Annotated in this window: 25 protein-coding genes; 19 read left to right on the top strand and 6 right to left on the bottom strand. The window is 35.7% G+C overall.

Annotation, left to right across the window (positions count from 1 at the left end; translation table 11 throughout):
- The first annotated feature begins 64 nt into the window (after positions 1–64).
- The 4 genes from V1L66_RS11215 (at position 65) to V1L66_RS11230 (ending at position 3,433) form a co-directional block, all read left to right on the top strand.
- Entirely contained in the window at positions 65–400 is a 336-nt protein-coding gene (locus tag V1L66_RS11215) for a helix-turn-helix transcriptional regulator (protein ID WP_258859660.1), read from the top strand.
- 31 nt (positions 401–431) lie between these two features.
- Positions 432–1,430: an NADP-dependent oxidoreductase gene (locus V1L66_RS11220; RefSeq protein WP_333004333.1), complete on the top strand. Its 999-nt coding sequence runs from the start codon at positions 432–434 to the stop codon at positions 1,428–1,430.
- Positions 1,431–1,754: 324 nt separating this feature from the next.
- Complete coding sequence (locus V1L66_RS11225) at positions 1,755–2,297, top strand: pyridoxamine 5'-phosphate oxidase family protein (RefSeq protein WP_004227952.1); 543 nt, start codon at positions 1,755–1,757, stop codon at positions 2,295–2,297.
- 473 nt (positions 2,298–2,770) lie between these two features.
- Entirely contained in the window at positions 2,771–3,433 is a 663-nt protein-coding gene (locus V1L66_RS11230; RefSeq protein WP_333004337.1) for a hypothetical protein, read from the top strand.
- Between the two features lie 352 nt (positions 3,434–3,785).
- On the opposite strand, the gene V1L66_RS11235 is transcribed toward V1L66_RS11230, so the two are convergent.
- A complete protein-coding gene (locus V1L66_RS11235) occupies positions 3,786–4,253 on the bottom strand; it encodes a GNAT family N-acetyltransferase (protein ID WP_016995423.1) in 468 nt (155 codons plus the stop codon).
- A gap of 395 nt (positions 4,254–4,648) precedes the next feature.
- Here V1L66_RS11235 and V1L66_RS11240 point away from each other — a divergent pair, with 395 nt between their 5' ends.
- Both V1L66_RS11240 and V1L66_RS11245 read left to right on the top strand, forming a co-directional pair.
- Positions 4,649–5,185 (top strand): RNA polymerase sigma factor, encoded by a 537-nt coding sequence (locus V1L66_RS11240; RefSeq protein WP_016995422.1) that lies wholly within the window; start codon positions 4,649–4,651, stop codon positions 5,183–5,185.
- Position 5,186: 1 nt separating this feature from the next.
- Positions 5,187–6,788, top strand: coding sequence for a DUF4179 domain-containing protein (locus V1L66_RS11245; protein ID WP_244905032.1), 1,602 nt, complete (start codon positions 5,187–5,189; stop codon positions 6,786–6,788).
- A 1,165-nt stretch (positions 6,789–7,953) separates the two neighbouring features.
- On the opposite strand, the gene V1L66_RS11250 is transcribed toward V1L66_RS11245, so the two are convergent.
- Positions 7,954–8,610, bottom strand: a complete 657-nt coding sequence (locus V1L66_RS11250) for a DUF2268 domain-containing putative Zn-dependent protease (protein ID WP_333004339.1) — start codon at positions 8,608–8,610, stop codon at positions 7,954–7,956.
- A 51-nt stretch (positions 8,611–8,661) separates the two neighbouring features.
- Positions 8,662–8,913, bottom strand: a complete 252-nt coding sequence (locus V1L66_RS11255; protein WP_333004340.1) for a hypothetical protein — start codon at positions 8,911–8,913, stop codon at positions 8,662–8,664.
- Positions 8,914–10,105: 1,192 nt separating this feature from the next.
- On the opposite strand from V1L66_RS11255, the gene V1L66_RS11260 reads away from it, so the two are divergent.
- The 9 genes from V1L66_RS11260 (at position 10,106) to V1L66_RS11300 (ending at position 18,506) form a co-directional block, all read left to right on the top strand.
- A complete protein-coding gene (locus V1L66_RS11260; RefSeq protein WP_026023435.1) occupies positions 10,106–11,332 on the top strand; it encodes a benzoate/H(+) symporter BenE family transporter in 1,227 nt (408 codons plus the stop codon).
- 26 nt (positions 11,333–11,358) lie between these two features.
- A complete protein-coding gene (hemL, locus tag V1L66_RS11265) occupies positions 11,359–12,651 on the top strand; it encodes a glutamate-1-semialdehyde 2,1-aminomutase (RefSeq protein ID WP_333004390.1) in 1,293 nt (430 codons plus the stop codon).
- 133 nt (positions 12,652–12,784) lie between these two features.
- Entirely contained in the window at positions 12,785–14,224 is a 1,440-nt protein-coding gene (locus V1L66_RS11270; protein WP_016993458.1) for a PLP-dependent aminotransferase family protein, read from the top strand.
- A 40-nt stretch (positions 14,225–14,264) separates the two neighbouring features.
- Complete coding sequence (locus V1L66_RS11275) at positions 14,265–14,627, top strand: hypothetical protein (protein ID WP_016993457.1); 363 nt, start codon at positions 14,265–14,267, stop codon at positions 14,625–14,627.
- Between the two features lie 163 nt (positions 14,628–14,790).
- Complete coding sequence (locus V1L66_RS11280; RefSeq protein WP_016993456.1) at positions 14,791–15,291, top strand: sigma-70 family RNA polymerase sigma factor; 501 nt, start codon at positions 14,791–14,793, stop codon at positions 15,289–15,291.
- Positions 15,288–16,544 (top strand): DUF4179 domain-containing protein, encoded by a 1,257-nt coding sequence (locus tag V1L66_RS11285; protein WP_333004343.1) that lies wholly within the window; start codon positions 15,288–15,290, stop codon positions 16,542–16,544. The genes V1L66_RS11280 and V1L66_RS11285 overlap by 4 nt, the downstream gene beginning before the upstream one ends.
- Positions 16,545–16,811: 267 nt before the next feature.
- Positions 16,812–17,327 carry a hypothetical protein gene (locus tag V1L66_RS11290; RefSeq protein ID WP_333004344.1) on the top strand — a complete coding sequence of 172 codons (516 nt, stop codon included), beginning with the start codon at positions 16,812–16,814 and terminating at the stop codon, positions 17,325–17,327.
- Between the two features lie 58 nt (positions 17,328–17,385).
- A complete protein-coding gene (locus V1L66_RS11295) occupies positions 17,386–17,682 on the top strand; it encodes a hypothetical protein (RefSeq protein ID WP_048393027.1) in 297 nt (98 codons plus the stop codon).
- A gap of 71 nt (positions 17,683–17,753) precedes the next feature.
- Entirely contained in the window at positions 17,754–18,506 is a 753-nt protein-coding gene (locus V1L66_RS11300) for an SDR family NAD(P)-dependent oxidoreductase (RefSeq protein ID WP_016992941.1), read from the top strand.
- A 145-nt stretch (positions 18,507–18,651) separates the two neighbouring features.
- Here V1L66_RS11300 and V1L66_RS11305 read toward each other — a convergent pair whose 3' ends face one another.
- Positions 18,652–19,419 carry a sulfite exporter TauE/SafE family protein gene (locus V1L66_RS11305; protein ID WP_333004348.1) on the bottom strand — a complete coding sequence of 256 codons (768 nt, stop codon included), beginning with the start codon at positions 19,417–19,419 and terminating at the stop codon, positions 18,652–18,654.
- A 104-nt stretch (positions 19,420–19,523) separates the two neighbouring features.
- On the opposite strand from V1L66_RS11305, the gene V1L66_RS11310 reads away from it, so the two are divergent.
- Positions 19,524–19,763 (top strand): LysR family transcriptional regulator, encoded by a 240-nt coding sequence (locus tag V1L66_RS11310; RefSeq protein WP_238542805.1) that lies wholly within the window; start codon positions 19,524–19,526, stop codon positions 19,761–19,763.
- The gene (locus V1L66_RS11315) at positions 19,729–20,409 is read left to right on the top strand and encodes a LysR substrate-binding domain-containing protein (protein WP_238542806.1); all 681 of its coding nucleotides are present in this window, start codon (positions 19,729–19,731) and stop codon (positions 20,407–20,409) included. The genes V1L66_RS11310 and V1L66_RS11315 overlap by 35 nt, the downstream gene beginning before the upstream one ends.
- A gap of 103 nt (positions 20,410–20,512) precedes the next feature.
- On the opposite strand, the gene V1L66_RS11320 is transcribed toward V1L66_RS11315, so the two are convergent.
- On the bottom strand, positions 20,513–21,412 hold the full coding sequence (locus tag V1L66_RS11320; protein WP_016992942.1) for a PhzF family phenazine biosynthesis protein: 900 nt from the start codon (positions 21,410–21,412) through the stop codon (positions 20,513–20,515).
- Between the two features lie 124 nt (positions 21,413–21,536).
- Here V1L66_RS11320 and V1L66_RS11325 point away from each other — a divergent pair, with 124 nt between their 5' ends.
- Positions 21,537–22,418 (top strand): LysR family transcriptional regulator, encoded by an 882-nt coding sequence (locus V1L66_RS11325; RefSeq protein WP_016992943.1) that lies wholly within the window; start codon positions 21,537–21,539, stop codon positions 22,416–22,418.
- A gap of 93 nt (positions 22,419–22,511) precedes the next feature.
- Here the strand turns inward: V1L66_RS11325 and V1L66_RS11330 are convergent, their stop codons facing one another.
- Positions 22,512–23,423, bottom strand: coding sequence for a DNA-3-methyladenine glycosylase (locus V1L66_RS11330; RefSeq protein ID WP_333004353.1), 912 nt, complete (start codon positions 23,421–23,423; stop codon positions 22,512–22,514).
- A gap of 162 nt (positions 23,424–23,585) precedes the next feature.
- Here V1L66_RS11330 and V1L66_RS11335 point away from each other — a divergent pair, with 162 nt between their 5' ends.
- A complete protein-coding gene (locus tag V1L66_RS11335) occupies positions 23,586–24,299 on the top strand; it encodes a 2OG-Fe(II) oxygenase (RefSeq protein ID WP_026023410.1) in 714 nt (237 codons plus the stop codon).
- Positions 24,300–24,377: the final 78 nt, after the last annotated feature.

The following is a 24,377-nucleotide window of genomic DNA, read 5'->3' on the forward strand; positions in this document are numbered from 1 at the left end:
GTTATATGCATCAATGGTTCATTAACTTAAACTATTCAACTGATTAGTAAGAGGAGGGATTTAAATGAATAAACAGGACCAGCTTAACTTGATTAAGGACGACTTTATAAATTCTCAAAAGGTACTATTAGCAATTGGTGATGAAACCAGACAAGCCATTTTAATGGTTTTAATGAGTACAGATTGTCAAACGGGATTGCGTGTAGGAGAAATCACGGAACAAACACATCTTTCTCGACCCGCTGTGTCACATCATCTTAAAATTTTGCGAGATGCTGGAGTTATTTTAATGCGTAAAGAAGGTACAAAAAACTTTTACTATATCGATATACGGACAAAACTAGGTTTGTTAAAAAATCTTGTTTTGGATATTGAGACGTTATTAACGGAATTTTATTGACAATATAATAGATTATCTGGAGGAAAAAACAATGAGAGCAATGGTGATAGATCAATATGGCAAAGCCCCAATGCGCTTGGCAGAAGTGCCTACACCTGAAATAAATGAATATGAGGTACTTGCTGAAATCCATGCAGCAAGTATTAATCCGATTGATTTTAAAATCCGTGATGGGAAAGTGAAGCTGTTAATCCAATATAAAATGCCACTGATTCTTGGAAATGATTTTTCAGGGGTCGTCGTAAAGGTTGGTGAAAAAGTGACTCGCTTTAAAGTAGGAGATGAAATTTATGCACGTCCAAGGAAGAGTAAAATTGGTACTTTTGCGGAATACATCTCTATTCATGAAGATGACATAGCCCTAAAACCTAATAATTTGAGCTTTGAGGAGGCCGCATCAATCCCACTAGTTGGCTTAACGTCATACCAAGCCTTACATGACATCATGCAATTACAAAAAGGTCAAAAGATTTTAATCCATGCTGGCTCTGGTGGTGTAGGTACCTTTGCTATTCAACTAGCAAAGGCAATGGGTGCCACAGTGGCAACAACCGCTAGCGAAGCTGGTGCAGACTTAGTTACATCGTTGGGTGCAGATAAAGTGATTAATTATAAGAAAGAAAACTTTGAAGCTATACTGAAAAATTATGATGCAGTCTTTGATACGCTTGGAGGAAAGACCTTAGAAAAATCCTTCGAGATTATCAAGGAGGGTGGGAAAATTGTCTCCGTATCAGGCAGGCCGAATGCTCGTTTCGCCAAAGAATATGGTGCAGGATTTTTTAAAACACTGTTATTTTCAGCGGCAAGTCATAAACTGACCTCACTTGAAAAGAAATATCATGCTCAATATTCCTTCTTATTTATGAAACCAAGTGGCGATCAATTACGCATAATCGCCGATTTAATTGAATCTGGTAAAATCAAACCAGTCATTGATAGAACTTTTTCATTTGAAGATGCTCAAAAGGCGATGGAACATGCGGAGTCAGGTAGAGCAAAAGGGAAGATTATCGTAAAAATGAAATAGCCTTTATATTGTATTTTGTTTGTAATAACCGCAAACCTCAAGGCTTCTCCTTTTATAGGATAGATGTAGCCCAATATTGAGATGAGCGATGGTTCACCACTTGCGTTCTTTGAAGGCAAATATAGCAAAGTTAGTCAGCCAATAAGCTTATAATTACCTATCTCCTAAAAAATAGCACCATCGTTTGAGCATTATTTGTTCGAACGGTGGTTTTGTCTTTGTTTTTAGTGGAAAATGGATTGCTTAATTGCTGTTGTTATGGACGTTTTTATTCAATCCAAAGGTTGATAAAATCACATCATACTACAAGTAGGAGTGATAACAATGGATAAGGTACGTTATAAAGTAAGAGAAGTGTTGGACAAGAACAAAATTGATGCATTTTTGCAGCAAGCTCGCATTGGGCATTTGGGTATGGTTGATGGTCATTTGCCGTATGTTGTCCCCCTTAATTTTGTGTGGACAAATGGAGTGCTTTATTTCCATGGAGCCACTGGCGGGAGACGAAATCAAGTGATGGAAGAGAATCCAGAGGTTTGCTTTACGGTTTGTGATGAATATGGAACCATTACAAATCCAGTACCTGCAAAGACGGACACGGCTTATATGAGTGTCATGGTTTTTGGCAAGGCTCAGCCTATTTTCGATTTGGATGAAGCGACACACATGTTGCAAGAGATGATAAATAAATATGTACCTGGTTACTATAATCGCCCCTTATCCCAGCAACACGTGGACAAATATCGATCAGCCGTTTTCGGAGGGCCTGTTCAAGTTTACCGTATTGATCCTCAACATATTACCGCGAAAGAAAATCCAATTGCCTTAGGGGAGATGTTCAATATTGAGAAAATCCCACATACATAGTATTGGTTTTCAGAAATTAGTACATCAAATCACTGCAAGCACCGCTAACTCTAGTCAGATATGTAGCTTTGGAATAAAGATGGATTAACAAATAGCTCTAATCTTATTTAATAGCAACATCAAAAACTCCATTTTGAAAAATTGATCAAAATGGAGTTACTCTCTTTAGATAAGCATGAGATTTTTATAAAAAAGTTTGATCATTTTTCAGCTATGTTGTTCCACAATTGCGCCCTATTATTGAAGAATAAGCTATTGCATGATGTCCTCATATTGTTCCGTAAGCGCTACTCGGATTTGAGTAGCGTATTTTTAGCCAGAAATCATTGCCCCAAACTTTAAGCAAATCATAAATTTTACGTTTTTAAATTCGTTTTTGATTTTAATACCCAAAAATCCCCTTAATCAATTTGAATAAATACCAGTAATTTTCTCATATTATGACTATAGCTAAAAAGGAGCTGTTAAATAAAATGAGAAAAAACCACTTGATCAAAATATTCGTATTTCTAGTCTGTGTTTCTGTAGTAGTTCTGTCTGCTTCTTTTGTCAAAGAATCTCATTCATTCGCAAATGAGATTAAAAAAGTTCAAACCGAAACTCTTGGCATCAGTAAAGAAGAATTAAAACGCTCTAAGTTGGTGGATAATATTAGTAAAGAATTAAAGAAAGAAAACTTACAATTTACATTACAACACGGGGAATTAGACAGTACACCTGTTGAATTCACAGTAAAATTTCCTATTGAACAAAAAGTAGATAAAACTTTAAAAGATAAGGTACAGAGTGTAGCTTCTAGTGTAATAAAGAAAAACAAATTTAACCCAGAGCAAATTAAAATCAATGTAATCAATGTTCTTTCTGAAACGCAAGATTTTAAATCTAGAGTAGACGATTTAGGTGGTCAGATTGGGCTTAAATTAATTGAAAATAACTACAAAACATTTGCGATAGAACCTAATGCTATATCTGAAAAAGAAGCTAAAATACTTATTAAATTACCTGTTGAAAATCTCGATGAAAGTACTAAGATGAAAATCCAAAAGATAGCTACAAATGTTATACAAGAGCACAATTTTGATCTATCAGAATTTACGATTAATGTTCAAGGATATTTAGAAGGTCAAACATATTAAATTTACATTTCCAAATGGTATTCCATTACTTTTTTAAAACCGGTTTTCAAAATAAATTTCATTTGTAAAATCGATACAATAAACCGTGTTATTAACTGTTTTTATTGTTTCGCCTTCTATTTCAGTTCGAAAAATTCTTTCATAACAAACAGGGCAAGAACCCTACATATAGCTTTCTTTTTTTCCAAGTTAGCCATTCACCCTACTGCACAATATCTTTCAAGTATGCAAAACCGCTTTTAAAGATGTTAACTAAAAAGACACAAATCCTTTTATAAGAATTGCGCCCGATTGTAGAAGGTTGTGATTCAACTAAAGCCCTCGTTACTTCCATATAACAAATTACTAAATGTCAGTTGATAGTTTTGAGCATATTTATTCCCGCTATTTCAAATCCGAGTTCCTCATATAGTTTCCTAGCCCCTTCATTACTTCCAAAAACATGAAGTTTGAAGTAATAAATTTCTTCCCGTTCTAACCACTCCTCAACATTTTTCATCACTCTAGTCCCGAAACCTTTACCTCTGTATTCTTCAAAAATAAAAATCTCATAAAGAAATGCACTTTTCTTTTCCTTTTCAACCTTTAACCAAACAAATCCAATTAACGAATCATCTTCATATATATTATATAAATGATGATTAGAGGTTTCTATTCCTTGAGGAAGTAGATTATATAACTGTTTACGTGCTTTTGAAAGCGGATCTTCGCTACTTACCTCATGGACATATTCTGATTGAACTTTGCTATATCTCTCTACCTTATCTTCTAAATAAATTGTAAATTCTTTTTCTGACATTTTCTTTAAGACAATATCCATTTTAATCTCCTATTTTGAATGACTTGTAAAAAAATTGATACACTGAACTGTTCAGTAAATTTATGTGAACTTTCTACAAATATATCTATATTTTAACATTCATACTAATTTATTTGTGTAGTATTACTCCACAATCTGGCCCTTTAATGATAACGAGCACTGATTCTTATTACAGAATCGCGCCCGATTGCTGAATATCAAGTCGGTGATTTGTCTTTTGCTTGTTAAAGTAAGCACGCCGTTAGTTAAAGAAGATTTATAATTAAAATAAGTGTTTTTGAATAGATAAGGTGCTTTCTCCATCAAATTCGAAGGCAGATGATCCATTTGAAAAAATGAACTATTTATAATGCTAAATTGTTACTTGTGTAGAAAACGGAAAAGGAGGTGGGAATATGGAACAAATTAGCGATGAAAGGGTCTTGTTTCAAACATATTATAAGGACGTCTTCAGAGCTTGCTATTACATGCTTCAAAATAAATACGATGCAGAGGACCTTTGTCAGGATGTATTTGCAAAAGCTTTGAGTGAAGATTTCCAATCTATACAAAATCAAAAATCTTGGTTACTTAGTATTTCTATGAATATGTCTCGAAATTACTTAAAGAAAATGAAAAGACTGCTATTAAAAGAAAATTTTGAATTCCTATCATTGATGCGAGTTGACAAATCCCAAAATATTGAGCGTACAATACAGCTCAATGAAAATAAAAGTGAGTTAGTCGGCTTAATGAACAAATTGCCTATTCGTATACGAAAGGTAATGATATTGAAATATGTGCATGACTGTAAAGATAGAGAAATCGCTGAAATTCTAAAAATCCCTGAGGGAATGGTTAAATCGAGGCTTTTTAAAGGTAAAAAATTAACGAAAGAGTTTATCCAAATAGATGAAAATTTGTTATTTGAATGGAGGGATCATCGTGAATAATATGGACGATTTAATAAAAGAAAAAGTGAAGTACGATCAAGTAGATTATCCTAATGAGAATGAAATGTGGAGTAAAATCATCCGTAAACAACAAAATCAAAATTATAAAACTAAAAAACATAGCTATAAACCACAAGTTATATTAACCGCCATTATGTTCACAATTGTTTTATCAGCCACACCTGTATTTGCTAAATATACAACAGAAATCTTGGACTGGATGCGAAATATGAATAGAACAGGCATTATTACTTCTTTAGAAAATGGCTTTGGACAGGAAGTCAATAAAACTGTAGAAAACGAAGCTGGTGTATTAAATATCCATAATGTAATTTCAGATCAAAATGGTACTACTATTAACTTTAGCTTAGATATTGATCATGATTATCCAATCGATGCAGCAGATTTCGAACAAGCATCACTCAAAATAAATGACGAAAAAGAAATAAAGTTGGAGGCTAACGCAGTATATAATCAGGAAACGGATCAATTAGTAGGGATTCTACATACAGATGAGGGAATCCCGCACAACAGCAATGTTACACTTCAACTTGGAGGTGTAAAGGAGACACAGTTGAAAAGTGTAGAGTTAAAAGATGTGGTTCAATCGAACGCGTTCCCTGAAAAGATTACTATAAATCAAGATGGAATATCACATATAGAATTCACTTCAAATGGATATCAAAACGGGCAATATACATTGGATTATCTTATCGATCTGGAGGAGTCCAATAACATAGAAAACGCATATTTATCTTATAAAATTCAAGGTGAAAACATTGCGAGTTTTGGCGTTACTCATAAACGTCCAAAACCAAATGTCATTAAAAGTAGTGATTCACTAGAAATTCAAAAAGAAGTGGTAGAAAAATTAGGGGTATTTTTAAGTTATACTGATACAGTAAGTTATAAACCAGATACGTGGAGCCTGGATTTCCAATACAATCAGGATCTTGCTAAAAAATCTACATTTGTTATGGATATAGACGAAACAATTGAGATAGGCTCTCAGCAACTTCAATTTAACGAGCTTGTTATTACACCGAGTGAGGTAAAGCTTTATTTTGATGAAAAATATATAGATTCTAATTCTAATATAGCTCATTTCAACTATCGTCAGTTTAAATTACGAATTGGTGAGCAGGAATTATCGGGAAATAATTTTAAAGATTATATTTCTTTTGAAACAATGGGGCTGATAAAGGATATTACGAATAAAGAAATTTCTCTTACTTTAAATGATGCGAAGATTTCTTATGAAGCTGGAAAGCAAGACAAAGTAGAGCTAAGAAATATTTCTGAAGTTCCAAAGACTCTAAATGCAGAATTAAACGGGTATCCAATTGATATTACCTACTATACGAAAGGTAATGATTTAATTGTTGAATCAGAAAGTAAGAACGAGCAATTTGGAGGTATTACACAAAATGTTATTTATGAGAATGGCAAAAGAATCTTTGCTGAAACTCGTTCTAATGACGGAGTGTTAAGAACACACAAACAAGTAGAAACATTTAAAAATATAAAAGAAAAAGATATTACATTAAACTTCTTCCTTTATACTGTCAATGAGGATCGAGCGAAAACTATTGTTTTACAGTAAATCGTTTGCAGTATAACTTCTTTCAGCAAATGTTTTATGTAACGTAAGTGAAACGGCAGTGACAAATGTTTTATGTAAGTCTTTTCGTAGCGACAGTACACAACTTCTTGGTGTTTTAACTGTAAGTCATCTAAAGGTAACGCTACTTGAAGGCACATGATAATAAAAGAATAATTCATTTGAGTATAAAAAAAGCGTGTTTTGATTAATTCAAAATACGCTTTACTATTTCTTTGGTTGTTGTTTTCGAAAAGATAATTGCTTTTCAACGCTTAACGCATCTAAACGAACGATTTTTGTTTGCTCTGCTTGTGTTTATGTATCGTAAGCTTTGCCTCAAAAAGCTTTCCACGACCGCTAAATACAATACATCTACATCTAATTGAGGAATTTCCTCTTTAATTTGACTGTTCAACAAACCATCAGAATAGGTGCATTTGTTGTAATCAATATTCAGCTAGGATTAACTAAAAACGAGATAAATAAAAACACCTTTCGTTATAAAAAGGTATTGAATAATCAATGAGGATGTATCTATAGGGACAAAAGTATGTTACAAACTATATGGCCCTTTCATGAAAAAAGACGCATTCTTAATTAAAGAATTGCGCCCGATTGTTGAAGATCGGTTTTTCAATTAAATGCCCTATAATTTTCTTCGTTTGTTTTTCAAATCATTTATTTTAATAACACCATAATAAACAATCCAAAATAAGAGAATTATAAATACAGAATAATTCTTTTTACTTTCAGGCAATAAAATTAAAGTTACAATATATATAAGAACACTAGGAACAAGTAATACCCAATACAATTTTCGTCTATTCATTTAAAATCACTTCTCCTCCAAGACAATCTATTGACAGTATAGTTCTCGCACAAACAACCCTAATAAAGGAATTTTAAATATATTATACCATTAACAAAAAAGCTCCCAAAGCGTCCTTTGGTGACCTAATTGTTATTCAACAATCTGGCCCTTTTCATGAAGAAAGACGCTTTCCTAATTTCAGAAAAGTGCCCGATTGTTGAAGATCGTTTTTGAACTAAAGCACCTGGTTAGTTCAATAAGAAAAAAAGAGCTGCATACGCAACTCAATTATTTTTAACTAATTCTTAATATATATTTACCCCTATAATATATGTCAATTCATTCATAGATTTGTTATTTATAGTTTTCAAGATAGTTTCCTTTTTCAAAAATTTCTTTTGCACTTAAGGCAGTCCATTCCTCTGGAGTTTTATCAGGATTTAAGTCAAGATAGGATTTAACCATCTTGTAGCCTTCACTATAGCCGTAAGATATCGGCAACCCTTTTCCGCCATTTAAAATTTCTAAACTACGATTACTGTCATAATTTTTTAAATCAGGTTTAACTTTAGACCACAAAACCTTGTTGTAAGTCAAGTAAATCGGAGTATAGTCGTAGACAGGATATACAGATTTTTCAAACATGACCGCTTTTCCTTCAAAAACCATATTATCCAAAACAGAAAACCTGTCCCCATTGGCATGCTTTTCCGCCCAAACACTGTGATGGTATTCGTGGGCAACGATTGACTTTAAAGCATCCCCCAAACCATTTAGATTAAGTGGGATAATAATTTTGCCCGCCCCTACTGCGAATGCCCCCCTATTATTGGTAGAGGAAGGGAATACACAAACTGCTACATCACTTTGAGAGGGTAGGAGGTCAGCTGATTTCAAAAGGGATTCTTGTATAAGTTGATTGATTTCTGCTTTACGAGTCTCCATTTTTTCACTTACCACTTCTATTTCTGTTAACCCATTAGGAATCGTATTAAGAAGGTTTTCTGCCATATGAAGGTATTCTCCATTTTCAAAACAATCTTGATATATGGGTTGAATAATCTAATTATTATACAGTTCTAAGGTTTCCGAGGTTGAAAGATTCGGATTATCTTTGACCTTTTCAATATACGGATAAAACAGTTGATTGGCATAAATGATTTTGTATTTTTGTTTGGTTTGAGGGTGCTCAAATGAGAACACCATTTCTTTGTCAAGTATTTTTTGCTCTTTTTCTGTTTTTGTACAAGAAGTAAGGGTTAGACATGAAATTATTAGAATAAAAACAACAACAATTTTTAGATATTTTTTCAAAAAAATCCCCCTTATGTAAAAAAGACTATTTGTAAATAATATTACCATATTTTAGTCCCTTTTCGTCTATCAATTCTTGAACTAAACTGCCCCGTTAGTTTAAGTGAAAAGCTTCAAAATCTTTTACTCAATAATTCAACAATAATGTCCAATTTTATTGAAAAGGTTTATCAATAATCTGGCCCTTTAATTAAAAAAAGCGCTGATTCTTGTTCCAGAATCGCGCCCGATTGTGGAAGATTATAAGCATAATTCTTGCTAAACTAAAGCATCCCGTTAGTTCAACAGCAAAAGTTTATTAATTCTTTATTTTCCTTTATGTAAAAACTTCAAATAAAGCAAGAAGGAAAATAACAATACTATTGCATAAAACCAAATTGAACGATACCAAGCATTTTTAAATTCTATCCAAAAACCCCTTCCACCTAGTTCTGGAGGCAAAGCTGAATAAATTGAAACTTCAATATATAGCATTAAACTGAAAAATAAGAATAAAGGAAGAAAAAATACCCACACCAAAAGATTGGATTTCATAAAAGTCCCCTTTCTATTTCACAAAACTATTAATAACAGTAGAGAATTTATAAGTTTAACGTTTGTATTTAGATGAAAGTTCCAATATAAAAAGGAGATGGTACTTCAACTAACCTGCACCATTAGTTTAAGTAATCTTCACAATCTTCGCGTCCAATAATTATTGTATTTTATTCTATTAAATGGCCCGTTTGTTGACAAAAAAATCCTGCATTTCAACACAGGATTTTTATCAAACTTAATATGAATGATCAATGTTTGTTTTTAACGATTAGTCATTTTTATAAAACTACACTATAGGGATAGTGGTTATTTTATTATACCTAATTTTATGGACTGCTCAAATTCGCAGTTTTGGATGTTTTTTATCAATCCGTATTACGTTATGCTAAGACCGTTCATTTATTAGCAAGGAGGGAAAGTGTACTGTTTAGTTCAGGTCGATTGACATTTATCAGATAGCGGCAAGTAAAGTGTTACTGGGAATCAAGCAAATTGAAATTTTTTCTGGAAGGTCACGTTACATAAAGAGGGCTAATGACAATAGGAAAACGACATTCCATATAGGAAGGGAACAGTTCTTAAAGGACGCGAATACATGCTGAATTCCTAGTATGAAGAAGTGATTAAAATAATTTGTTGAAAGGAAGGAAAGTGTATGAACTCAACATCCGTTTCACTGAATGTGCGTGATTTCCTGTCGCCCACCATCGCTGCTTTTATATCTGTCTTAGTTAACTATGGGGGCACTTTTATCTTGGTGTTTCAGGCTGCCAAGGTTGCTGGTCTAAGCCCAGAAATGACTGCATCATGGATATGGTCGATTTCCATTGGTGTGGGGGTAACGGGTATATGGCTAAGTTACCGATACCGTGAACCCATTATTACAGCTTGGTCAACACCAGGCGTGGCGTTTCTTGTTTCGGCTTTAGCGGTTACCCCATATACTGAAGCCATTGGAGCTTATATTATTTCTGCAATAGCCTTTGTTTTGTTAGGTTTATCAGGCATGTTCGAACGTTTTGTCCAACTTATTCCTCCAGGTATTGCTTCAGGTCTACTGGCAGGTATTTTATTACAATTTGGTATTTCAGCCTTTGGTGGTGCGAAAGTGGAACCTTTACTTGTCATCGTCCTGTTTACTACGTATATCGTACTAAGAAGGTTTACATCTCGCTATGCAATTGTCGGTATTCTAGTCATTGGCTTGATTTATTTAATAAGTATGGGGCAGGTAGATTTCAGCCATATCGAGTTAGCCTTCGCGTCTCCTGTATTTGTTGCGCCAACGTTTTCTCTACATGCATTATTGGGTGTCGCTTTGCCGCTTTTTATTATTACCTTAACAGGACAGTACATGCCAGGCATGTTAGTGTTGCGAAATGATGGATTTAAAACGAGTGCCAATCCGATTTTGATTGTAACAGGATTGGGATCACTCCTGACAGCACCCTTTGGATCGCATGCTTTTAACATAGCAGCAATTACAGCAGCCATCTGTACGGGCAAGGACGCTCATGAGGATTCAAGAAAACGTTATATTGCAGGTATTGTTTGTGGCATTTTTTATATAATTGTCGGAATTTTTGGGGTAACATTGGCTGCATTGTTTTTAATTCTCCCAGCTACGTTCATTGCAACATTAGCGGGATTAGCGTTGCTAGGCACAATTGGTAGTAGCCTTGCCAATGCTTTAACAAATCCTGTTGGACGCGAAACAGCACTCATTACTTTTTTGGCAACAGCCGCAAATGTTACTTTACTTGGAGTTGGCGGGGCATTTTGGGGGCTTGTAGCTGGTTTGGGCGCACATTTATTAATGAATGTTCCATTGCTCAGAAAACAGCAAAGTATAAATGAGGGACAACAAATCAGACAAAGATAATATCACTACGAAAGGTGGTTTTTAACATCGATACGACAAAATCAATAGAAGCCTTCGAAATAGCAAAAAAACTTATGCCTGGTGGGGTAAATAGCCCAGTGAGAGCATTTCAATCAGTTGGAATGGAGCCAATGTTTATGAGTCACGGGAAAGGCTCAAACATATATGATATTGATGGCAATCGCTATATAGATTATGTTCTATCTTGGGGACCATTAATTCATGGACATGCAGATAAGGAAGTTTCAGATGCACTTCTTGAAGCCATCAAGAGGGGGACAAGTTTTGGATTGCCAACTTTACAAGAAAATAAGCTAGCAACATTAATAGCTACTCGCATACCTTCCATAGAGAAGATTCGAATGGTTAATTCGGGTACAGAAGCGACAATGAGCGCCATTAGACTAGCTAGAGGCTTTACTGGCAAAGACATGATTGTGAAATTTGATGGAAACTATCATGGACACAGTGATCATCTATTAGTAAAGGCAGGCTCAGGAATTGCTACCTTCAGCCTTCCTGATAGTCTGGGTGTACCTTTAGAGATCACTAAGCATACAATCTCCATTCCTTATAATAATATTGAAGTCCTGAAAAAGATATTTGATAAATATGGCCCACAAATTGCAGCAGTCATCGTAGAACCGTTTGCAGGCAATATGGCGGGAATACCAGCTAACCCTGAATTTCTTCAAGCAATACGTTCTTTCACTACAAAATATGGTGGACTATTTATACTTGATGAGGTCATGACTGGTTTTCGTATAGATTACCACTCTGCTCAAGGGCTTTATGACATAAAACCAGACTTAACATGTTTAGGCAAGATCATTGGTGGGGGGATGCCTGTTGGAGCATATGGTGGAAGAAAAGAAATCATGAATCACATTGCACCTGAAGGTAGTATTTATCAGGCTGGAACCTTATCGGGTAATCCAATCGCTATGGTAGCAGGGTATACCACAATCAATAAATTAAATCATAACAGTTATACGTATATCGAAGCGTTAGCAGAGCGGCTTATTCAAGGCTTATCAAAAGTAGCTCATAACAATCATATTCCACTTAAAACAACGAAAGCTGGGACAATGATTGGCTACGCATTCATCGATCATCCCTTACAAAATTTTGATGATGCTCAAAAAATAGATGCTGAGATGTTTCGCCGTTTTTATAAAGAAATGCTTAAACAGGGTATACTTCTACCTCCTTCTCAATATGAAAGCATATTTATCTCGACTGCTCATTCCATACATGATATTGATAGAACGATTCATGCTGCGGATGTAGCCTTTAAAAGGATGTTATCATGTAATTAGATGATGGAAAGTGGACTACAAACATCCTATATCTATAAAATGATCGATTTGATAGTATAATACTTATTGACTGTACAAAACTATTAATTTTCGCATATTTTAACAATCTCTATTCTAACTGGAAGTGAATTGAATGTTACAAGTTAACCGAGACGATAAAAATCCTATATGGCAACAGTTACTTGACCAAGCTATTCATCATATTACAACAGGCAAATGGCCACCAGGGGAGTTACTTCCTCCATCCCGAGAACTCGCCTTATTAGTAGGTGTTTCACGCTCAACCATACAAATTGTTTATGAGGAATTATTTAGTCGAGGGTATACTGTGACAAATTGGCGAGGAGGAACAAGAGTAAGTGAATGGGGGTTTAAAACCAACTTGGCAGAAGAGGTGATTCCTCAAGGACCATCTACGCCAACATTACCTTTATTAAACGTGGCAGTTGATGAATTAAACAGTTGGTTTAGAGGCAAAGAAAATGGAAACGTAGCAATTGATTTTTGTCCCCATGAGCCGTATTTAGACGAGCATTTCCGAAAAATTTGGCGCCAATCGTTTTTACAGGCCTCAGCAGAAACAGATCTGACCAATTGGGGCTATGGCGATGCCTACGGTTTTACACCGCTGCGTGAACAGATTCAACGTTACCTGACATTTGAAAGAGGTGTACATGTAGAGATTGACCAAATCATCTTAACCTCTGGCGCACAGCATAGCATCGATCTAATTGCCCAAGCCCTTCTTAAGGAAGGAGAAACGGTTTCGGTTGAAGATCCAGGCTTTCCTGCAGCCTGGATGACCATGAAATATCGGCGTATGAATGTTGTTGCTGTACCCGTGGATGAGTATGGCGTACAAGTAGAGCAGATTGATCCACAAACCAAGCTTATTTTTGTTACACCTTCTCACCAATGTGCGGTTGGTGTCATAATGTCTGAGCCACGCAAACAACAATTACTGCAAAAATCCGCGAAAAATCAATTCTGGATTGTAGAAGATGATTATGATGGTGAGTTCAGGTATCGAGGTGGCCCGCTTCCTACCTTGTTTAGCCAACAACCTCACAACACATTATATATGATGAGTTTTTCTAAAATGGTTGCTCCTGGCATACGAATATCGGCTGTTATCGGCCCAAAAGATGCCATTCGCCAGCTTGCGCAAGTACAACAATTAACCTATCGGCATCTTCCCATTATGGAGCAATTAACGCTTGCTCATTTTATTGAGCACGGTCATTTTATGCGTCATATGAGGAGAGCCAGAAATGTCTATCGACGTAGACATGAAGCGATGACAAAGGCAATCATGGCGACAGGACTAGCCGAACGTTTCAAACTAAGTGGCATTGAAACGGGTTTGCATATGCTTCTTGAGGCGGAAGAATCGTTTGATGAAGAAGCAATGACGAACCTCGCACTCGAAAATGGGATACGTGTTTATCCACTGAGCAAGTATTGCTTAGAAAATACTCGAAAAGGATGGGTACTAGGCTTTGCTAAAATTGATGAGCAAGCCATTGAGGAAGGCATTTTTCGTCTTGCAAAGATTCTCTTGCAAGAAACGTAATCATTAGCTGGGCAATAAGGGAATTGGGGGTTGCGATACTATGCCATACATTCATGAGTTTGGAATCATTGCTTGTATAGAAAAAGACAAGGAATATGCTGCTTATGAACCTGAAAAATACAATTGCATCGGTGTAGATGGTGACCTCTTTGATGAACTGCTTTCTAAAGATTTCGGCAAAAAAATACATCACCTCGAAACTTTTGCACACAACACAAATAGGCCATTTAAAAGTCTCGCCTATTGGGGGATAACCTTGATACCACCAAGCTCGCATAAACAATTTTTAAATATGGTGAGTGAAGCCAATGTCGAGTACCAATCTGCAGAACTTGAAGAATTAATCAAAAAAATAGCTGATGCAATAACACAAGATAAATGGATGATTCATTATGGTGTTTAATTTTTACCAATACATACAGGTAAGGGGAAGAGGCGATTGTTCAATTAGAGCAATCGCTTCTTATTATTAATGGGGAGATGAATGACAGTTCCCTGAAAAGTTTCAAAAATTTTGAACGAAATGCAACAATGTTGAGTCTAATGAGAGAAGGAGGCGAAAAAGGATGAAATTTGAATTAGAGCAGCGTGCTATACGTGGAGATCAAGAAGCGATACTTTCACTGATTGAAATGGATGAGGATATTTTATATCGCATGGCCTTTACATATATGAAAAATGAGCAAGATGCTATGGACGTGATGCAGGAGCTTGTTTACAAGGCACTCAAAAAAATGCATACCGTTCAACAGCACGAATATGCCAGAACATGGCTTGTGCGCGTCTTAATCAATTGCTGTAAAGACCATTTACGAAAACGTCCGCCGACTGTTCAGATTGAGGAACACCACTTATCTGAATGGGTCATCTACTCAGATATGGAGAGATTATTGGAACATTTATCTTTGTCAGAGCAGCAAATTGTCTATATGAAATATTTCCAGCAACTAAAAAATAAAGAAATTGCTGAGCTCAATCAAATTCCTGAGGGTACTGTGAAATCGAAGCTTCATCACATTTTAAAGAAGCTTAGAAGCTTTGCTAGAGAGAAGGAGGACTGGCTATGAGTAAACCATTAATTGACGTTCCAAAGGAGAAACTGCAACAAGTTCGCATGGACATGTTTCGAAAGGTTCAACGAGAAAAAAGAAGAAAGAAGCGCATTGTTTCGGTTGCATGCATCTCCATGCTTTGCCTAAGCCTTCTCTTTTCAATTCGCGTCTCGCCAACGATTGCTAGCCAAGTTGCCAAAATACCCGGCTTTCAAGCAATTGTAACAGCGATTGCAATAGATAAAGGAATAAAAGATATTGTAGACCATGAATACTATGAAGAAATCAATGTGACGCAATCTAGAAAAGGTCTAGCCCTTACATTGCAGGGCGTGATTGCCGATAATTCGGGATTTGTACTGTTCTATGACGCTGATGCCTCATTTGATATTTCAAAATTAAACTTAGAAGAAGTTCAATTATTTCAAGGAGATGAGGAGATTGAATGCGGCTGTACGTTTACTAGAAATGCAAGCAATCAAACATACATCTCTTCATCTGTGAAATATAGTTTTTTAAAGCCTATCGCCTATACTTCCAAGGATTTTAAAGCAGTCTTTCACTTTCAGGATGAAGAGAAAGGTAACATTGTAATATCTTTACCGTTTTCACTGAAAAACGAGATCGCAAAGGAGAAAATTTTTACTGCAAATCGTACGATCGATGTCAATGGGCAGAAATTTACGATTACACAAATTCGTCGTTCGCCATTAAAAGTGGCACTCGATATTGAGGTAGCCAAAGATAATACAATGCAACTATTAGCGCTAGATGATGTTGCCATCATGACAGAAAGCGGTGAACGTAGAGAAAGTATTAGAAATGACATTTCAACAGACGGGAATATTCGCAATGGCAAATTTACGCTCTATTTGCAAAGTAATTATTTCGATGATCCAGCGTCATTGACGGTTATGATTGGCGCCGTTCAAGCTGTGCCAAAGGGTGAGGATTTTATCGAAGTGGATTTTGGCACAAAAGAGATACTCACGAAGCCTACATATTTTAAGGGGGACATTTCAATAGTGCAACAAAGTGTAGCAGTTAAGATGAAAAAAAATAATGAAGGCAAATTATTAATGCTCTCTGACGCCATAAAAGAAGATGGCACGCCATTAGAATTCAAAAGTTTGACCATTTCACGAGACGAGCAGTATGTAGTGGAGACATCACAATTTGAAGAATATAATGGAAAAGCTAAGCTATATTTAAACTATTACCCTAATCCAATTGGGGAAAATATTGAAGTAAACATTCCATTGCAATAAAATGCAGCAGCTGTTCAAAAAGACGTACCTTTTTGAATAGCTGTTTTGCTATTTTGACTGCAAGGGTTGGGGGCTTCTTTTTTGAACAACTTGATAGATGATAGATTAAAGAGGCACTTGATTTAGTTATAACAGGGGTAACGATATGTTTAGATTCGAAGCGGTTATCTTTTCTAGAATTAGTTACATAGCTAGCTCTTTTTTCTTTTTGAACTTACAATGGTTGTAGAGCGATGATGGTATAATTACTTTAAACGGAGGTGGAAAATGGACTCTTTAGAATTAAACAAATCAAAATATATGGTCTCTAATATCAAAGACATTTTGCATAATAAGCTTATTCTTGCAAAACCGTTGACTAAAGATGACATCAATAAAATAAACCTAGTCAATCCCCCTGTATACGATAAAGTGAAGTATCTTATTCAGGAACAGTGGTTATACAGTATGAATATCGGGGAATGGGAAGATGTGGAGATAATTATCCAAGGAAATAATGAAAATCCTGAGGTGGGGATCATCGAATTAGCGGAAAGAATTTTCGATGAACTCCATTTACATATAAGCTGCGCATTGGCGTATTTACATAAGTTTTTTCCTAATCAAGAAATAAACAGTTATTATTTATCCACAATAAGCTTTGGAAATATGGCTAACTTTGATAGTTATATCTTTTCAGGCTTTAGTTTAGATTTTATTTATGAGGGTCACTTTGAGTTTCAGTATAAAGTGAAATTTAAAGAAAATGGTTGGCCTATTGGTTTTGAGGGTGGACCACTTTAATTCAAGGGGGAAGAAATAGTTATCCCATGACAAAATCGTTTTGAAAAGAGGGAGTTGAATGGAAGGTTTTTTCTTCATACTGATAGGCTTTTTAATTGTTGTTGCAAATGTGATTGGGTTTGTATTCTACAAAAAAAAGAAAAATCTATATAATGCTGCTTTTATCATTTTACTACTGGCAGGTGTATTTGGTGGACTAGGAAGTGTATTAGCACTAATTATTATTCGTGATCCCTTTGCATTATTCTATGGATTGAACATTGCCTATTATTTACTCATTAATAGTTTGATTGTATTTATTCTGGCGATTTTAGTTACGATCATTAAAAAATATACTAGTAGTAGAACCATATAATTAACTATCGTGGTGCGTGAGCATTAGTTGTTTATGAACGAATTACTATTAAAAACGTTAGGGGGGACGCTATGCATAACTTGTCAGGAAAGGTTATTCTTATCACAGGTGCAAGCTCTGGGATTGGATTTGCCACGGCTGAGCTAGTGGCAAAACACGGGGCTAAAGTAATTATCAATTATCATACAAATGTGGAAGGTGCCAACGAAGCTGTCCAACGAATTCAAGAACAAGGTGGAGACGCCTTTGCTATTCAAGCTAATATTGTGAATAAAGAAGAAGTGAACGCAATGATTGAGCAGGCTATTTCTACATTCGGCACGATTGATGTTTTAGTGAATAACGCTGGAGGCGGCATCCGTCAAAGTACTTTTATGGAGATGAGTGAAGAGCTATGGGAAGAAACATTCAAGCTAAATGTCAATAGTGTGCTCTTATGCTCTCAAGCTGTATTAAGACATATGATTCCGAAGAAATGCGGAAAAATTATTAATGTCTCTTCTGCAGCTGCACGTATTGGTGGGGCAGGGGAAAGTATTCATTATGCATCTGCTAAGGGAGCTATCAATACAATGACGATTGGTATGTCCAGAGAATTAATTGAATATGGAATTATCGTGAACGGGGTAGCGCCTGGAATGGTAGAGACACCCTTTCACGATAAATTTGCTCCTGGCGACAATCGGCTAGAACGGATGGCTTCCGCTGTACCAATTAAACGAGCTGCAGCGCCTAAAGAGATAGCAGAAGTAATTGCCTTCCTTTCTTCTGATGCCTCAAATTACATCCTTGGAGAAATTATACATGTGAGTGGCGGTAGATAAATAAAACCTATGCAAATTATTATTGCTAAAATTGTTCGTCTATTCTACTAACAGTAGCTATTTCTCACGTAAATTGCGCATTCTAAACAAGCTCTACCTTAGATATCCTTAAATTTTGGGGCAAAAAAGGTAGGACTTGTTTCGCTTATTTTATTAAATCCGACACAACTTGAACAATTAAGAACAAAAAAATGATCGGTAAAATAATTTGAATCCATTTTGTTTGGATATACGGAATGATCCTTAAACCTAAGAAAGAGCCAGCAATAGAGCCAAGTGAAACAGGGATAGCAATTCCCCAATCAACAATGCCAGTAAAGTAATAAAAGAGAAAAGCACCTGTACAGCTTGATAACGAGAGCATTCTTGTTAACTCGACTGCTTTTAAATAATGGTATTGTTTTTTCAGGAAATAGGTTATATTCATAAGAGCTGAACCTGGTCCAAAACCACCGTCATATATGGAGATTGCAAATGGAATGAGCTTGCTCAAGGGTTGTTCCTCTGTTTCTTTTACATCTTTGACAATCCACTTATTACTGCAAAGGACAATTAGAAATGCAAATATTAAGCTTATACAAGCGACCACATTCATAATTTGTTCCGATAAAAGGATTGCGAATAATGCCCCAAATACTCCTCCTATACTAGCAACAATCATGAAAGAAAAATATTTTTTTATAGATAATTGTCCTTTTATGACAAATGAAACAACATTTGATAGGGCTGATAAGCCTGTCGCAAATTTATTAACGGCAACGGTTGTATGTATCGGAATGCCGACGAGTAACAATGAAGGCATCAAAATAAAGCCTGCTGCCCCAAAAAGCACGCCTATTATGGCTGCGAGTAAACCAATTGTAAATAAAATAACTCCTTTTACTGTTAACCATTCCTGTAGTAAAATTTCCATTCAATCACCTCAATACTTAAATTACTGGTAAACTATACATAAAACAAATATATAATTATTGCTTATTCATAAATATTATTTATGGATAGAAAGGGTGGAATGGAATGAATTTACATGCATTGAGGATCTTTACGAATGTAGCCAAGCTTGGCGGAATTACTGCAGCAGCGAATAGTATGCTACTAAGTCAACCTGCTGTTACCATACAAATTCGAAAATTAGAGAATGAAATAGGGGCAAAATTGATTGAAGGTAAAGGGCGTGGAATTCAATTAACGCCAGAGGGGGAAGTTTTTATACGAGCAGGGCATGCGTTTATTTTACTTAGAAGCACAAATCGATGAGAAGCTTGGGAAGTTTTTAGCAAAGGAAGACAAAATACATATAGCGTCCTCTTATATCCCTATTAATTATATACTTCCGCCTATCATCGCTAAATACAAGCTTGCTCATCCTCAAATTGAATTTTTTGTATCGTTAGGTAATGTTCAATCTGTGGAGGAGCAAGTTCTGAATTATGAAGTAGATTTTGGTTTTGTCGTTCAAAGCAAAATTGGCCATGAAGATTTACAATTTGAAAAGGTATTAGATATCCCGTTTTGGTTTATAGTCCATCCCTCACATCCTCTAGCAAATCAAACGGTCTCCATCTATGAATTATCGAACGAGGACTTTATTTATCGGGAACGTGGTAGCTCGACACTCGATTTATTGGAGTCCATTTTTTACACATTTAATGCGCCATTACCTAAATTAGGGCTTCAAATGCAGGGCTTACACGAATCCATAAAAGTAGTGGAAGCGGGGTACGGCATGACTTTAGCTCCGTCCTATAGTGTAGATGAAAGTATAGCAAACGGGAAACTTGCTCAAGTGTATGTTGAGCAGGCAGCTATTCAGCAAAGTTTATTTATTTGCTCTCGAAAAACCGATCTCATGGAGCAACCATTTTTGCAATACTTAAAAACGCATTTAAATGCATTGAACTAACCACTTTATTTGGCATAAATAAGACTTCTCTAAATTTAAGTGAATAATTTAGAGAAGTTTATTTTATGATGATAATTAACACAGAAAATTCAGAAAAATAGTATTATAAAAGTATTTTTCCTTCTATTGAAACAACTGCTGCTCCTGCTACTTCAATAACAGCATTCTCCTCATCAGGTGTGATCGTGACATAAAGAGTCCCAGGTCTATTAATCGTATGTCCTTGCCCAATTACTAATTGATGTTTTTCTTGTGGAGCTAGTATATTTTCTAGATATAAATAACCACCTAATGCACCGTTTGCTGCCCCTGTAACTGGATCTTCATCGATCCCTATATTTGGGCAAAAATCTCTTGTATAAATATCAAATTCCCCATTTGTGTCAAAGGTAAAGAGGTGAGTGGTTGATATGTTAAAATGATTGTTCATCTTTTTAAGCTCATTTAATTTAGGTTCTGCTTGATCAATTGCTTGACGTGTTTTAACGGGAACCATAAGATGTGGGACCCCTGTGTTCGCTATTTTTATCGGGTATCGATCATCAATGTCCGTTTCCTCTAAACCCACAAGGTCCGCAACGACTTCAGGGCTAATGTCTATACTTTTTATATGGGGACGTACTTGAGTCATGGACACGCTCTTTAAGTGATTGTTTTCCGTAATCCATTTTACAGGAATTAGTCCAATGTTTGATTCAAAGATTATTTTCTCGTCCTTATCAATCCAATTGTACTTATTAGCCATTAACCATGCTGTACCTAACGTAGCGTGACCGCAAAAGTCAACTTCTTTTGTAGGAGTAAAATATTTTATTTGATAATCTGCATTTACATTTGTTGATGGTAAAAGAAAGGCCGTTTCCGAAAGGTTTAATTCATTGGCTATGTTTAGCATTTCCTCATCTGTTAAATTTTCTGCATGAGGTATAACGCCAGCTGGATTTCCTCCAAACGTTTCTGTGGTGAATGCATCAACATAAAAAAACTCTACCACTTTTTTCATTGCTATCTCCTCCTTCATTCTAAGATTATTGTAGTATGATAGAATTGATAAGTAAAATTCATGTTTTTAATCTTAAACATGAGGAAGTCGAATGGAAAGTTAAATCTTATACGGAGGTTAGCTTGTGAACCTTTTGCAAATAGAAATATTCGTCAAAGTAGTCGATATTGGAAATTTCACAAAAGCAGGTGAAATATTGGCGATGACACAATCGGGCATAAGCCATAATATCGCTTCATTAGAGTCAGAACTCGGTATTAAACTTTTGAATAGAGGAAGAAATGGCATCTCGTTAACAGATAGTGGAGAACGTATCATCAACAATATGAGAAATATCTTATCCGAAGCAGAAAGCATAAAACAAGAAGCCGCTTCTATTTTAAGAATACAAAACGGAAAAATAAATATTGGCAGCTTTTCAAGTTTCGCTTCAAAAGTGTTGCCAACGATCATATCACGGTTTAAAGGAGAGTTTAAGGGAATTGAAATAAATTTTTATGAGGGGAGCTATGACCAAATTACACGTTGGGTAGAAGAGGGGAAAGTGGATATAGGGTTTACATCTTTAAGTAACTCTATGGACCATTTGGAGGCTATTACCATAGTAAGAGATCGATTAGTAGCAATCGTACCGTTTCATCATCATCTTGCAATCAATGAACAAGTAAAGGCGGAAGAACTTCAAGGGGAGGCTTTTATTATGCCTCAGCTAGGATGTGAAGTGAGTGTTAAGAAGTTTTTACAGGAACAAGAAGTTTCCCCAAACATACAGTTTAATGTGGAGGAAAATCAAACAATCATTGCAATGGTACGTGAAGGATTAGGCATTACAATCATACCAGAACTAGCTTTACCCTATAATTTAGAAGGGACCATTGTAAAACCTCTCTTACCCGAACCTTTCCGAGAAATAAGCATGATTACTCGCTCAAAGAAGCAATCCCTTCCCGCTGTCAAAGAGTTTATAAAAACAACCATTGATTGTATCAAAGAATTACAGCTCTAATAAGCATTCTGTATCCATTGAATAAAACGTAGCTACATAAGAGCATGTTTTGATTCATTTTTTCAAGACATGCTCAAATCAAGGTGATGATATTTAGTAAAGAACACGCCATAAATAGAAGGTAGCGTAGGATTCCCAGTTTTTCCATGGTATCGAGAGCGCTAAGATTTCCTCTTTCGTAGGCTTTCGGTTCATATTCCGTAATGTTTTTATTGAATTAATCAGACCCACATCATCGATTGGAAAAGCTGTCTGAAACCTCAGGCAACGCATTAGCACGTAATTGGCTGTCCAAGGTCCGATTCCTCGTATTTTGATTAAGCTTCTTTCTGCCTTTTTAAAATTCATGTTCATTAATTGGTCCTTCGATAAATCTCCGTTTGCCATTAGTCTTGCAATGCCAATAATATATTCACTTTTTTTAACTGTCATTTTAATAGCTGCTAGGTCAGTAGGTGTTAACTGTGCAATTCGTTCGTACGGAGGGAATACCCAATACTTTTTACCCTTCCATTCGATAGAATCGCCAAAGCTTTCTACAAATTGTCTCTTTAAAGAGTAAGCAAAGGCAAGGTTGATTTGTTGCCCTAAAACGCCCCAGCATAACGCTTCAAATAAATCGGGAATGCCGATAACTCGTAATCCATAGAATTTTTGGGCAGGTATTTGAAGTAATGGATCTGCATTTGCCATTTCATAAAATGGCGTTAAATCGTTATCAAGATCAAACCATTCAAGTATATATGTTGCAATTTTTTCCCGCGCCCTCTTTTCAATAGGCCTAGAACCATTTAGGAATTGAACAACCATTTGTTGATTATCGATTACGCTTATCTTTACTAAAGATTGCATTTCTCCAATGGCTATCACTTTTGTGATGATATCGTTCTCTATTTCATACATGCATTCATTTTTTTCTCTTGTTAAATAGCCTAGATTCGCATTCATATCAAAATTTGCTGGTAAGGTAATGATTATCACATCGTCAACGTCATGCCATATCACTTTTTCATTCTCCTTTTCAACATACACAGTTTGCTAGTTTACTTTATCATAAAAGTAGCTTTACTCATTTTGTTATCTTGCTATTCCATTCTAAACGCCTTATTTTTTTCTATTGATGGGGTTATAGTGTTAGTTATTAAGAAGGCCAAGGAGGGAATAAAAATAGTCCAAGATATTCAAACACGTGTTGGCAGCTTAGAGTGGGATGCCATTCAACATGAACTAGATAAACAAGGATTTGCAAAGCTTCCAGTAATTTTAACAAAAGAGGAATGTGAATTCTTAATAGGGTTGTATAGTACGGAAGAGCCATATAGAACGACCATTAATATGACGAGGTATCGCTTTGGGGAGGGGGAATACAAATATTTTTCCTATCCATTGCCTGAAATTATCCAAAGTTTAAGAGAGTCCTTTTATCAAGAATTGGCCAAAACAGCTAATCGATGGTTAGGTTATTTAAAGAAAACAGCGCAGTTTCCTGCTCAGCTTCAAGATTTTTTGAACACTTGTGAAGAATTTGAACAAACTAGACCGACACCGTTACTCTTAAAGTATGAAACAGGTGGCTTTAATTGTTTGCATCAAGATTTATATGGCGATGTCTTCTTCCCGTTTCAGGTAGTATTTGTATTAAATCAACGCGAACAAGACTTTTCTGGTGGAGAATCAATCCTAGTGGAACAAATTCCACGTGCTCAGAGTAGGGGACATGTTATTACGTTAGATCAAGGTAGTGCGCTCATCTTTCCTACTAACCATAGACCTGTTCTAGGTAAAAGAGGATATTATAAACATACGGTTCGTCATGGAGTAAGTACGATTACTGCTGGAGATCGATACGGTCTTGGCATCATTTTTCACGATTCTAAATAAAAAAACTTCAATATCTTGCTATTCCATAGCCAGAATTGTACATTGTGAATTTTTAGGGAGTATATTGTAAGGAGAGGT

It is taken from the genome of Lysinibacillus sp. IITD104 (assembly GCF_036698265.2).
GTDB classification, from domain to species: Bacteria; Bacillota; Bacilli; order Bacillales_A; family Planococcaceae; genus Lysinibacillus; species Lysinibacillus boronitolerans.